The following is an 11,857-nucleotide window of genomic DNA, read 5'->3' on the forward strand; positions in this document are numbered from 1 at the left end:
GGTAGAAGGCTCATCGCGCGTGCCAGGCGCGGTAGAAGGCTCGTCGCGCATGTCAGGCCAGCCGCTGGATGTCCGGGCCGCCGCCGGCCAGCCAGGCCGCGACCAGGGCGCGTGCCGGCTTGCCCGCCTGCGTGCGCGGCAGGCTCGGCACCGCGTACCACAGGCGCGGCCGCTGCGCCACATCCAGCCCGCTCCTGGCCACCGCCTCCAGCAGCGCGCGCGGCGGCGGGGCGCCGTCGGCCTCGAGGATGGCCGTGACCACCGAGCCCAGAGACGGATGCGGCGAGCCGATCACCACGATGTCCCCCACACCGGGCACCTTCCTGAGCACTTCCTCGACGTCCTCGGGCACGACGGTGGCGCCGCCGGTCTGGATCGCGCCGTCGCCGCGGCCGCGCAGCCGCAGCACTTCCCCTCCCCGGTACGGGTGCGCCACGTCACCCACGGTCATCCAGCCGTCCTCGTCGCGGTGCAGCGGACCCGCCGCCCTGCCCAGGTAGCCCTCGGCCAGCCAGGGCGAACGCGCCCACACCTCGCCGAGCACGGCCCCCGGCGAGGTCCTGACCTCGATCTCCACGCCGGGAAAAGGGCGCAACCCCGCCCCGTCGGCGTCCACGGCCACGAACGACAGCTCGGTCGCCCCGTAATAGGACACCACCCGCACCCCGGCCTGCTCCGCCGCCGCCCGCGCCTGCGGGCCGAGCGCCGCGCCGCCCACCACGGCCGTGCGCAGCGCCCCTGGACGCTGGAGCACGGCCGGCAGCAGATGCGGCACCAGGTGGACGACCGTCGCCTGGGCGAGGTGGCCGGCCAGCGCGCCCGCGGGCCAGCGGCCCGGTACGACCGCCGTCGCGCCGGCGGCCAGGGCGTGCACGGCCGCGAAGGCGTACAGGGAGGAGAACAGCGGGCCCGGGACCAGGACGACGTCGCCGGGGCCGATCCCGGCCAGGTCGCTGAGGTGCGGAAACGAGGCCGTCCACGAGGCGCGGGTGCGCACCACGGCGCGCGGCCGGCCGGTGCTGCCCGAGCTGAAGCACGCCCACGCCCGATCCCCCGGCGCCGGCGCGCGGTCCACGACCGGCCCCTTCACGTACGGGAGCGGCGCGTCGACGAGTGCGTCCACTGCGCCGCCCATCCTGACCCACCGCGTCCGGTCCCAGGAGGGGTCGCCCACCAGCGGCGTGGCGCCGGCCAGATCCGCGGCCAGCACGGCGATCAGCAGCGCGACCGGGTCGGCCACCCCGACCGCGACCAGCGACCCCGGGCCGGCTCCGCGGCCGAGCAGGTGCCGGGCGGCGCCATTGAGGGCGTCGGCGAGCTCGCCGTAGCTCAGCTCGCCGCGCGGGCCGCGTACCGCCGGCCTGGCCGGGTGCTCGGCGGCGTGCCTGATCACGTAGTCGGCTACCGGCATGAAGGGGTCAACGCTCCCCGCCGATGCGCATCCGCTCGCGGTGCACGGTGGGCACCGCGTCCGGGTAGGCCCGCTGCGTGCCCCTGGCCACGATGGAGGCCACCACCGCCTTGGCCAGGTCGCCGGGCAGGAAGGCGGTGCTGAGCAGCGCCGTCGTGCCCAGCGGCACCCCCGTGATCAGGGCCTGCACGGGAATGCCGAACAGGTAGACCACCCCGACGCCGCCCACCAGGCAGGCCACCACGAGCTGGACGATCCCCGGGTTGCGGCCCGCGCGTTCGACGAGCCAGCCGGTCAGCGCCGCGCCCGGGATCCAGCCGATCAGGAACCCCGCCGAAGGCCCGAAGAACACACCCAGCCCGCCGCGCCCGCCCGCCAGCAGCGGCAGCCCGGCGGCGACCAGGACGAGCAGCACCGCGACGGCCAGCGCGGCCCGCCACGTGCCGAGGATCGCTCCCGCCAGCATCACGCCCAGCGTCTGCAGCGTGATCGGGGTCGCGTTGCCGAAGACGTTCACCGAGCCCGGTAGCCCGAGCACCGCGATCAGCGCGGCGAAGACTGCCACCCTCGCCAGGTCTGCGGTGGGGAACCTGCGCTGTTTGCCTGCATCCTTCATGGGGACGATCCCACACCACAACGGCCCGGTTCAGGCATGGAGATATCCCACAACTTTCCATGCGATCATCTGCGACCGGCCGATACCGACCTGCGGCCCGCCACCGGGAACGCATCCACGACGTGGGCATTCGGTACGTGGCGCGGGCCTGACGGCCACGAGTACGCTCACCGCGGCGGTCATGGAGATCAGGCGGCCAGGCGCAGGACGCGGGCCACGTCGGCGGCCGCCGCGGAGGTCTCGGCCGGGGTGTAGCCGTCGTGCAGGGAGGCGTCCAGGTCCTTGAGCCCGTTGCCGCTGATCGTGATCACGATTCGCAGGCCGGGCTCCAGCCGGCCCCGCGCGTGCTGGTCGAGCAGCCCCGCCACCCCGGCCGCCGACGCGGGCTCGGCGAAGACGCCGTCGCGGCGGGCCAGCATCCGGTACGCCGCGAAGATCTGCTCGTCGGTCACCGCGGCGATCAGCCCGCCCGACTCCTCGCGGGCGGCGATGGCGCCGTCCCAGGTGGCCGGGTTGCCGATGCGGATCGCGCTGGCCGCCGTCTGCGGATCGGCGACCGGCGCGCCGTGGACCAGCGGCGCCGATCCCGCCGCCTGGAAGCCCCACATGCGCGGCAGCCGGGTGGCCAGGCCCGCGTCCGCGTAGGTGCGGTAGCCGCCCCAGGTGGCGGTGATGTTGCCGCCGTTGCCCACCGGCAGACAGTGCACGTCGGGCGCGTCGCCCAGGGCGTCGACGATCTCGTAGGCGACGGTCCGCTGCCCGGCCAGGCGCAGCTCGTTGCCGACGGAGTTGACCAGCGCGACCGGGTGGTGGCCGGCCAGCTCGCGGGCGACTCGCAGGCAGTCGTCGAAGGTGCCGTCGATCTCGACGACGCGGGCGCCGTAGCGTACGCCCTGAGCGAGCTTGACCGGCGCGACCCCGCCCTTGGGAACGAGCACGGCGGCCGTCATGCCGGCGCGGGCGGCGTACGCGGCGGCCGAGGCGCTGGTGTTGCCGGTGGAGGCGCAGATGACGGACTCGGCGCCGCGCTCGGCCGCCCTGCTGATCGCCACGGTCATCCCGCGGTCCTTGAACGATCCCGTCGGGTTGGCGCCCTCGACCTTCAGCCACACCTCGCAGCCGGTCAGCTCGGACAGGTGCGCTGAGCGCAGCAGCGGGGTGTTGCCCTCGTTCAGCGAAATGGCCGGGGTGTCGCGGGTGACGGGCAGCCAGCGCCGGTAGTCGCTGTCGATCAGACCATGCCAGATACTCATGCCCGGCACCGTAACACTTGTTCCAAGTCCATGGGCAAGTCTAGGTCGATGTAACATTTGTCATCATGGAGACCGACCCGGTGGCGGCCCGCCTCAGTGCCGTCTATCCCGAGCTGCCGCCCGGCGAGCGGGCGATCGTACGGGTGCTGCTCGACGACTATCCCTTCGCTGCGCTCGGCTCGCTGCGCGCGCTGGCCGAACGCGCCGGGGTCAGCCCGCCGACCGCGTCGCGGCTGTTCGACCGGCTCGGATACGGCGGGTTCGCCGACTTCCAGGCCGCCGTCAGGGACGGGGCTCGGGACCGGTCGCAGCTGCTGGAATTCGTCACCCGCTCTCCAGGTGCCCTCCGCCGTCCGCCCGGCCCCGCCGCAGCCGGATCCGCCGGGCGGGGCTCCCCGGACGCCGCGTCCCCCGCGACCGCGTCCCCCGAGCTGCGGCGGGCCGCCGAAAGCCTGCGTTCGGGGCTCGACGGCACCCTCGCCGCCTTCACCGAACCGCTGCTCGAAGCCGCGTCGGCCCTGCTCTCCGAGGCTCGTACCGTGTGGGCGCTGGGCGGGCCGCTGAGCGAGCTGGCCGCCGAATACCTGATCCGCCAGCTCGCCAGCCTGCGGCCGGGCGCGCACCGCGTGCCGGAAGCGGCGCAGGCCCGAGCCCGTACCGTGCTGGATCTGGGGCCTTCAGACGCGATCGTGGCCTACGACTTCCGCCGCTACTCCCCCGACACCGCCCGTTTCGTGCACGCCGCGCGCTCGCGCGGCGCACGGCTGCTGCTCGTCACCGACGCCTGGGTGTCGCCGCTGGCCGCGCAGGCGGAGGTGCTGGTCAGGCTGCCACGCGAGGCGGCCGGCCCGATCGCGCCGCTGGCGCACGAGATCGCCGTCACCGAGCTGATGCTCGTCGCCACGGCCTCGCGCCTGGCGCCCGCCCAGCGCCTGGCCGACCTCGACGAGCTCACCCGATCACTGTGAGGGATGTACGGCCATCGTGGCGGTGCAGGCGGCGAAGACCAGGTGGCGCGGAGCGTTGAACGAGCGCGTCATGATGATGGCGCGACCCGATGGTGTCGCAACGGTCAACGCCGTGGTCACGGCTTTCCGATCGAGTGCCGGACTCCAGGCGGGGGCGTGCATCGGGCCGAGAAGAACGACGCGGCTCAGGTCTGGAAAGCTCAGACCGGGGGTCACCGATCTTCTTGATCGAGGTTGCCGTGAGCCTCCGCCGAAAGGTCCTGCCAGTCGGCCCAGGTCTTGAGCCGGTCGGCGTAGACCTGCTGGAGCATCGGGTAGAAGCCCTGGCCGAAGAGCACCCGCAGGGGCGGGTTGTCGGAGTCGACGATCTTGAGGAGTGCCTGGGCCGCGGCGGCCGGGTCGCCGGCGGGCTGCTTTCCCATGAACCCGGCGAGGCGCCGGCGGAGGCCGTCGTAGATCGGGCTGGGCTCGGCCAGGTGGCCGTTGTTGAGCGGATCGGGGTTCTTGCCGGACCTGGTGGCGAAGCCGCCGGGCTCGACCACGGTCACCTTGATGCCGAAGTCGGCCACCTCTCGGGCGAGGGTTTCATTCAGGCCTTCCAGGGCCCACTTGGAGGCCTGGTATGCGCCGCCGAGCGGCATTGCGATGAGCCCGGCGGCCGAGGAGATCTGGATGATGTGTCCTGCGCCCTGCTCGCGCAGGTGGGGCAGGGTGGCCTGGATGACCCACACCGCGCCGAACAGGTTGGTCTCCAGCTGGTCGCGCAGTTGCTGCTCGGTCAGCTCCTCGATCGCGCCGATCTGGGCGTAGCCGGCGTTGTTCACGATGACGTCGAGACGGCCGAAGTGCTCCTTGGCCCGCTTGACGCTCTCGAAGACGGCGGCCTTGTCGGTCACGTCCATCTCGAGCGGGAGCACCGCGTCGCCATAGGTGGCGGCCAGCTCGTCAAGGCTTTCGGTGTCCCGGGCGGTCGCGGCCACCTTGTCGCCGCGGGACAGGGCGGCCTCGACGAAGTTGCGGCCGAGGCCGCGGGACGAACCGGTGACGAACCAGACCTTGCTCATGATGTCTTTCCGTTCTTTCTGCAGTGGCGGATTGTCCATGGCGGACACCTTGTTGCCGTTGTGGGCTGTTATGCGGGGTTGACGGGCATTCGACCGAAAGTTGCGGTAAGAAGCCTGCGGCGCATGCCTTCGCGTGGCTGGTCGGCTCGCCGACGCCTCTCGGCCGGACCGTTGTCCAGGTCGCCAAAGCCGTCGCGCTCGGCGGCCGGCACCGCCCTACGATCTGAGGACGCCACGGTCGATACCTGGTCGATCGGTGCGTGGTGCCGGCCGCCGTACTGGACGAGAGTGCTGTGCTCGCCGAAAATGAGCCGGCCGCTGAGTACGGCTTCGCTAGGCCGGAATGACGCCGAGCTGTCGCAGCTGTGAGAAGACGTCCACGACCCCCCAGATCTCAGCGATTCGGCCGCCGGCGAAGCGGAAGATGAAGATCTCGCGGTACGTGACGGATTTGCCGGTTGGTGGCAGGCCCCTGTACTCGCCCTGGTGGGTTCCGGTGACCGTGTTCCTGAAGACGACCTTGTCCCCCTCCGCGATCACATCCTCGACCGTGACGTGAATGTCGGGGAACGCGCGAAGGAGCGCCGCCCACACCTGCTTGAGTGCCTGCGCCCCCGTCGCATCCATCGGCACTGGCGCGTGGAACAGCACGTCCGGCTCGACGACCTCGTCGATCGTCTTCGAGATGACCTCCGCATCGCCGCTGTTGAGGGCGTCATGGAAGCGGCTGAACGTCGCTTTGTTGCTTGTTGCCTGGGCTGTTGACATGTGGTTCCTCCTTGGCCGACATGACCATTCGGGTGGTTATCACTGTTCACAGCGGGGGACTCGGCCGCCGGCGTGCGACAGCCCTCTTGCCGGGTCTCCGGCGTCGACCGCAGGTTGGTTGCGCGGCGGTCACCAGGCAACGGGGCCAAGGCGATCGACGAAGATCCCTGTCGGCCCGTCGGCGTCGATCATCGCGAGTCTCAGGATCGAGTCGGTGCCCTCGGTGACCGTCAGCTCGCCGGTGTGATTGTTCATGTCGGTGGCGGCGAATTTGCGATTGGCGACTTCTCCGGGAGTGGCGATGTTGAATTTGATCTTCGGGAGCGCCTGGGCGTACCGGACGGTGATCATGTTCAGCGCCGCTTTCGACGAGCTGTAGGCGAGCTCATGGAATTGCGAGAAGGGCTGCTCCGGATCGGTCACGACCGAGAAGGAACCGCCGCCGCTGGACACCATCACCACCCGCGGATGGTCCGCCGCCTGCAGCAAGGGAAGGAACGCGTGCGTGACCCTGATCGGCCCGTACACGTTGGTGTCGTAGACGGAATGGATCTCGTCGGCCGTCGCGGCTGCCGGCGCAATACCCTTTCCTGGCGCGCCGGCGTTGTTGATCAGGACGTCGAGCCGGTCGGTGTGCTCGCGGACGAGCCGTACAGCGTCGGCCACCGACTCCTCCGAGGTCACGTCCAGCGGGACCACGACCACGTTCGCGCCACCGGCGGTCAGCTTGTCGGCGGCTGCCCGTCCTCGACCTTCATCGCGCGAGCCGAGAAAGATCGTCCAGCCCTGTTCCCCGAGCCGCCGGGCTGCCTCAAAGCCAAGTCCCTGGTTGCCTCCGGTGATCAACACTGAGGTCTGCTCCAAGTTCGTCATGCCCTCTAAGACGATGTGCCCCGCTCGGCTGTGACACGGTGTGAGCGACGTCACCACCGGGAGCCCGTCGCGCCGTGGCGCAGCCGTAGCAAGCGGTCCGCGTTCGGAGATGAGGATCATGGCGTGATCATTGGCCAGTGCCGTGTCAGGCAAAGGTCTGTGTGATATCTTCAGCGACGCTGTGCAGCACTACGACTGGAGGAGGTGAGACCGATCAACGCTGTGATGACAGGTCGGGGCTCCCTCCCGTGCATGGTCTAGGGAGCGCCCGCACAAGGCACCCCGAAAGGCTTTGAACGCTATGCGCTTCAGCATGACCTCTCAGACGTCGGCCGACGGCGTCACTGAACAGTCCTTCACCCTCGGCGAGATCCCCGGCGTGCTGTTCACGCCGCAAGGCCCCACCGCCCCCCGCCCGCTGATCCTGATGGGACACGGCGGCGGCCAGCACAAGAAGGCCCCCGGCGTCCTGACCGGCGCTCGCCGGTTCGCCGCCGAGGGGGATTTCGCCGTCGTCGCGATCGATGCCCCTAACCACGGCGACCGGCCGAAAGACGAACAGTTCATCCAGTTCGCGGGCGACATGCGGGCCCGCATGGCCGCCGGAGAGGATCCGGCCGAGCTGGTCGCGGCCATGCACGACCTGCTGGCCGGGCAGGCCGTCGCCGACTGGCAGGCCGTTGTGACCGCGGTCCAGGAACTCGACCACGTGGGCGCCGGCCCGGTCGGCTATTGGGGTGTGTCGATGGGTTGCGGGCTCGGTGTGCCGCTACTCGCCGCCGAACCCCGGGTCCGCGCCGCGGTGCTGGGCCTGCTCGGCGTGCACGGGCTGGCCGCGACCGCCGCCCAGGTCACCGTGCCGGTGCAGTTCCTGCTCCAATGGGACGATACGCGGGTGCCCCGGGACCAGGCCTTGGCGCTGTTCGATGCCCTGGGCTCGAGCGACAAGACGCTGCACGCGAACCCCGGCGACCACGGGGGAATTCCCTCGTACGAAACCGACAATGCGCTGCAGTTCTTCGCCCGGCACTTTGGATAAGGCCACTGCCTTGTAGCGCGCGTTCGAGCCGGACCTGTTCGGCATGGCCGAGCGGGTGCAGGTGCGTTCTCCACGTGGAGCCTGTCGAAGTTGGCGGACTCCTGGTGGCGGAGGGGGTGACGTTCCCGCTGCGTTCGGAGTCTCAGGGCGCCTGGTCCCGGCTCGAGCCAGGGGACCTGTCCGTCGGCCGGATCTCGCTGAACAGCCTGAGCGTCACCGGCCGCGGCCGAAGCCACGCCAAGGCGGGCAGGCGCAAGCTTGTCGAGGAGAACACCGTCTCCAGGACGATCTTGACGTACGGGCGCTCACCGGGGATCTCGGCGCACACGACCGAGACGGGTGAGCGCACCGCCTGGCGTCCGAATCGCAGCCACGCGTGTGCGTCGCGGTCGAGTTCTGCCGACTCCCAGTGCAGCACCGATGGCTCGGCGCGGTGCGACGGCAGGGGGAGCCGCAGGGCGAATCCCGCCAAGGCAGCGTTGGGCCGCAGGTAGAAGGCGCCGTCGAGGCGTGGCGGCGCGTACAGGAGCCGAGGGCCTTTCCGCCTGCTCGTCGTCAGCCTCGCTTCGGTCGCCTCCAGGACGATCCGCCATGAGCCGGGGCCGATATGTGAGGACGTCGCCATGGATCACCTCGCCGTGGTTCAAACGTGCGCCAGTCACTCCTAAGACGCAAGGCACCCCGCGAATGTGACATCCCGCCGCTGTGGAGGGCTTCCGGGGATGTCACAATCCCGCGCCCTCGGTCGTCCTAGTGAAGACGCGGACAGAAAGGGAGTCGCCCATGCAAACCGGACCGAAGGCGGTCCCCGGCACCATCGCCCGGACACCATCGTTCCTTGACGAGCGCCTGGGAGCGGCCCGTTTCCTGAACCGCAACCTACGCAAGATCTTCCCCGATCACTGGTCTTTCCTGCTGGGCGAGATCGCGCTCTATTCGTTCGTCATCCTGCTGCTCACCGGCACGTTCTTGACGTTCTGGTTCAAGCCGAGCATGGGCCACGTGGTCTACGACGGCGTCTATGCGCCGTTGAAGGGCGTGCAGATGTCGCAGGCGTACGCCTCCACGCTGGAGATCAGCTTCGAGGTGCGCGGCGGGCTGCTCATCAGGCAGATCCACCACTGGTCGGCGCTGCTGTTCATCGGCGGCATGATGATCCACGCACTGCGTGTGTTCTTCACCGGCGCCTACCGCAAGCCGCGCGAGCTCACCTGGGTCATCGGGGTCACGATGCTCGCGCTGGCCCTGCTGGAGGGGCTGACGGGCTATTCACTGCCGGATGATCTGCTGTCGGGTGCCGGCCTGCGGGTCACCGAGGGCGTGCTCATGTCGCTGCCACTGGTCGGCACCTACGTGACCTTCTTCTTGTTCGGCGGGGAGTATCCGGGCGAGGACGTCGTCTCCCGGTTCTACTCGCTGCACATCCTGCTGATTCCGGGGACGCTGGTGGCGCTGATGTCGGCGCATCTGGTGCTGATGTGGGTGCAGAAACACACCCAGATGCCGGGCAAGGCCCGCACCCGCACGAACGTGGTAGGCGCCCCGCTGTATCCGTCGTTCATGGCCAAGACCAGTGCGTTCTTCCTGTTCACCCTGGGCGCGGTGGCGGGGCTGGGCACCTTCGCCCAGATCAACCCCGTGTGGCTGTACGGCCCTTACAGCCCGGCCGACATCTCGGCCGGCTCCCAGCCCGACTTCTACCTGGGCTTCCTGGAGGGCGCGCTGCGCCTGATGCCCGCCTGGGAGGTCAACCTCCTCGGCACCGCCCAAGCGGGCACGGTGCCGTTGAGCGTGGTCATCCCGGCGCTGGTGCCGCTGGGCGTCATCCTCACCGGGATGCTGCTCTACCCGTTCATCGAACAGTGGATCACCGGCGACAAGCGTGAGCACCACATCCTGGAGCGCCCCCGCAACAACCCGCACCGCACCTCGATCGGCATGACCACCGTCGTTTTCTACGGCGTGCTGTGGCTGCTGGGGGCCAACGACGAGATCGCGTCCACCTTCCACATCAGCCTGAACGCCACCACCTACGCCGGACGCGTCCTGGTGATCGCCGGACCCGCGCTCGCCTACCTCATCACCTACCGGATCTGCCTCGGCCTGCAACGCTCCGACGCCGATCTCATCGGACACGGTGTGCCCACCGGCGTGATCAAGCGCCTGCCCAGCGGCGCGTTCACCGAAACGCACACACCGCTGAGCGAGGACATCGAGGCACACCTGCGCGCCAAGGAAGCCGTGCCGGTGCTCACCGCCCACAACGGTTCCGGCGTCCCGCCTGCACGCATGCGCAGCCCTCTCGGCAGACTACGGGCCCGGATGTCCGTTGCATACGGCGGGCAGAAGGTCGCCCTGGACGAGGAGCACGACCGGTCCCTGACGCACTGACTGTCACGTGTGTTCTCAGAACACGGCTCGCGGTAGGTTTTGCGACATGAGTGATCTTGCCGATCGGGCGGCCGTCGTCGAGGCCTTCGACTGTCCGATGTGTCAGGCGCCGGCGGGCAGTGTTTGCCGTACGCGGGGCGGCAAGGTCGCGCCGGAGTAGGGGGCAGACCAAGTACGAGAGAAAGGGACAGTGGGGTGTAGAGGCGATGCTCAGAGGGTTGATTGTCGTACCGATGACCGCCTGGTGGAGGGGTTGGACGCCGACGGCGTGAACACCACGCCGGACGGGTCGTGGGAGCCTTGCAGTTCCCCGGTGAGGAACTCCAGGCCGACGCCGGCCGCCTTCAGCTCTTCGGCGAGGGTGGCCAGGTGGATGCCGCGGCCCAGGCGCTTGTGCTCGTGCACCACGAGGGTGACCGCGACGCCGGTGGCGCGTAGTTCCCGGGCCAGAGCGACGGCGCGTTCGAGTTCTGGGCGCCTCGTGGCGCGGGTGGAGGTCTTCTCCGAGAAGATCTGGCTTACCCCGGCCGCCTTGAGGGAGTCGAGTTGGGTGTCCAGCGATTGGCGGAGCGTCGAGGCGCGGGCGTAGCCGATCTTGGCATGCCCGGAGGTGGCGCCGGATGCGGCGGGGCGGGGCAGCTCGATCCAGGCCGACCCGGGTTTGCGTAGCGCGGGGGTCGGCACGTTGAGCGCCTTGGCCAGGGAGGGCACCAGCCGGAAGCGCGCGGTGTGGTACTGGGCGGCCACCTTGCCCCGGCCGGTGCGGCAGGGCGAGCCGGCCGGGACGGCGCAGGAGGACATCGGGCAGTCGGAGGCTTCCACTGGACGATCACCCCTCCCTGGTCGCCCTCAGTGCCGACGGCTGTGGTCATCGGTCTGGCGTGAGTCCGATGTCGAGGAGGTCGGAAACGTACCGGCGGAGTTTGCGCGGGTCGTCCAATCGCGAAGTGACGCTGGGCGTGATGAGCAGCGAGATCGCGAGTCTGGCCTGCCACTCCACGACGATCTTCGGATTGATCGCATTGACGTGGTCACGTTCGCCGCGTTTGATGTGCGGGCTCATGAACGCCACGACGCGCTCGAACACGGCGTCGGCGTTCGTGGTGAGCCAGGGGAGCGCGATCTGTGGTTCCTCGTGCAGGATCTTCTGCAGCAGCGCGTGTTCCCGTGCGTAGGTGACGGCGTACACGACCGTCTCGATGAATCGCTCGCGTAGCGAGCCGTGGCGGGCGAGCACGGACTGTGCTGCGGTGAGAAACCGGTCGAGTTCGCGGTGCAGCAGCGCCTCGATGACCGCCTTCTGGTCGCCGATGTGTTTGTAGACGGTCGGGCGGGACACCCCCGCCCGCTCGGCGATCAGGTGGTGGATCCGGGCCGTCGGCCCAGCCTGCAGCAGGCACTCTTCGGCCGCGTCCAGGATGCGCTGCTGGATCTCTTCGTCGGTCATCTGATGTCTCGACTCCTGAATCAGGCG

13 protein-coding genes are annotated in these 11,857 nt (G+C 69.8%); 4 read left to right on the forward strand and 9 right to left on the reverse strand.

Annotated elements, in window-relative coordinates:
• Positions 1 to 52: 52 nt before the first annotated feature.
• The 3 genes from ACTMTI_RS43165 to thrC form a co-directional block, all read right to left on the reverse strand.
• The gene (locus tag ACTMTI_RS43165) at positions 53 to 1,411 is read right to left on the reverse strand and encodes a class I adenylate-forming enzyme family protein (RefSeq protein WP_441126603.1); all 1,359 of its coding nucleotides are present in this window, start codon (positions 1,409 to 1,411) and stop codon (positions 53 to 55) included.
• A gap of 7 nt (positions 1,412 to 1,418) precedes the next feature.
• Positions 1,419 to 2,027, reverse strand: coding sequence for a biotin transporter BioY (locus tag ACTMTI_RS43170; RefSeq protein WP_441126604.1), 609 nt, complete (start codon positions 2,025 to 2,027; stop codon positions 1,419 to 1,421).
• A gap of 188 nt (positions 2,028 to 2,215) precedes the next feature.
• Complete coding sequence (thrC, locus tag ACTMTI_RS43175; protein WP_441126605.1) at positions 2,216 to 3,280, reverse strand: threonine synthase; 1,065 nt, start codon at positions 3,278 to 3,280, stop codon at positions 2,216 to 2,218.
• A 65-nt stretch (positions 3,281 to 3,345) separates the two neighbouring features.
• Here thrC and ACTMTI_RS43180 point away from each other — a divergent pair, with 65 nt between their 5' ends.
• Positions 3,346 to 4,248 (forward strand): MurR/RpiR family transcriptional regulator, encoded by a 903-nt coding sequence (locus ACTMTI_RS43180; RefSeq protein WP_441126606.1) that lies wholly within the window; start codon positions 3,346 to 3,348, stop codon positions 4,246 to 4,248.
• A gap of 212 nt (positions 4,249 to 4,460) precedes the next feature.
• On the opposite strand, the gene ACTMTI_RS43185 is transcribed toward ACTMTI_RS43180, so the two are convergent.
• From ACTMTI_RS43185 to ACTMTI_RS43195, 3 genes are all read right to left on the reverse strand, one after another.
• Positions 4,461 to 5,351 carry an SDR family NAD(P)-dependent oxidoreductase gene (locus tag ACTMTI_RS43185; protein WP_441126607.1) on the reverse strand — a complete coding sequence of 297 codons (891 nt, stop codon included), beginning with the start codon at positions 5,349 to 5,351 and terminating at the stop codon, positions 4,461 to 4,463.
• 294 nt (positions 5,352 to 5,645) lie between these two features.
• A complete protein-coding gene (locus ACTMTI_RS43190) occupies positions 5,646 to 6,080 on the reverse strand; it encodes an ester cyclase (RefSeq protein WP_441126608.1) in 435 nt (144 codons plus the stop codon).
• 129 nt (positions 6,081 to 6,209) lie between these two features.
• Positions 6,210 to 6,953, reverse strand: coding sequence for an SDR family oxidoreductase (locus tag ACTMTI_RS43195; RefSeq protein WP_441126609.1), 744 nt, complete (start codon positions 6,951 to 6,953; stop codon positions 6,210 to 6,212).
• Between the two features lie 313 nt (positions 6,954 to 7,266).
• Here ACTMTI_RS43195 and ACTMTI_RS43200 point away from each other — a divergent pair, with 313 nt between their 5' ends.
• Positions 7,267 to 7,992 (forward strand): dienelactone hydrolase family protein, encoded by a 726-nt coding sequence (locus ACTMTI_RS43200; protein ID WP_441126610.1) that lies wholly within the window; start codon positions 7,267 to 7,269, stop codon positions 7,990 to 7,992.
• 142 nt (positions 7,993 to 8,134) lie between these two features.
• Here the strand turns inward: ACTMTI_RS43200 and ACTMTI_RS43205 are convergent, their stop codons facing one another.
• A complete protein-coding gene (locus tag ACTMTI_RS43205; protein ID WP_441126611.1) occupies positions 8,135 to 8,617 on the reverse strand; it encodes a hypothetical protein in 483 nt (160 codons plus the stop codon).
• A gap of 158 nt (positions 8,618 to 8,775) precedes the next feature.
• Between ACTMTI_RS43205 and qcrB the strand changes: the two genes are divergently transcribed.
• Positions 8,776 to 10,383 carry a cytochrome bc1 complex cytochrome b subunit gene (gene qcrB / locus ACTMTI_RS43210; RefSeq protein WP_441126612.1) on the forward strand — a complete coding sequence of 536 codons (1,608 nt, stop codon included), beginning with the start codon at positions 8,776 to 8,778 and terminating at the stop codon, positions 10,381 to 10,383.
• A gap of 46 nt (positions 10,384 to 10,429) precedes the next feature.
• Positions 10,430 to 10,543 carry a zinc finger domain-containing protein gene (locus ACTMTI_RS43215; protein WP_441126613.1) on the forward strand — a complete coding sequence of 38 codons (114 nt, stop codon included), beginning with the start codon at positions 10,430 to 10,432 and terminating at the stop codon, positions 10,541 to 10,543.
• Between the two features lie 50 nt (positions 10,544 to 10,593).
• Here ACTMTI_RS43215 and ACTMTI_RS43220 read toward each other — a convergent pair whose 3' ends face one another.
• Positions 10,594 to 11,205: a recombinase family protein gene (locus ACTMTI_RS43220; protein WP_441126615.1), complete on the reverse strand. Its 612-nt coding sequence runs from the start codon at positions 11,203 to 11,205 to the stop codon at positions 10,594 to 10,596.
• A gap of 46 nt (positions 11,206 to 11,251) precedes the next feature.
• The gene (locus tag ACTMTI_RS43225; protein WP_441126616.1) at positions 11,252 to 11,830 is read right to left on the reverse strand and encodes a TetR/AcrR family transcriptional regulator; all 579 of its coding nucleotides are present in this window, start codon (positions 11,828 to 11,830) and stop codon (positions 11,252 to 11,254) included.
• Between the last annotated feature and the right edge of the window lie 27 nt (positions 11,831 to 11,857).

This window comes from Nonomuraea sp. H19, from assembly GCF_052068215.1.
Classification (GTDB): domain Bacteria; phylum Actinomycetota; class Actinomycetes; order Streptosporangiales; family Streptosporangiaceae; genus Nonomuraea.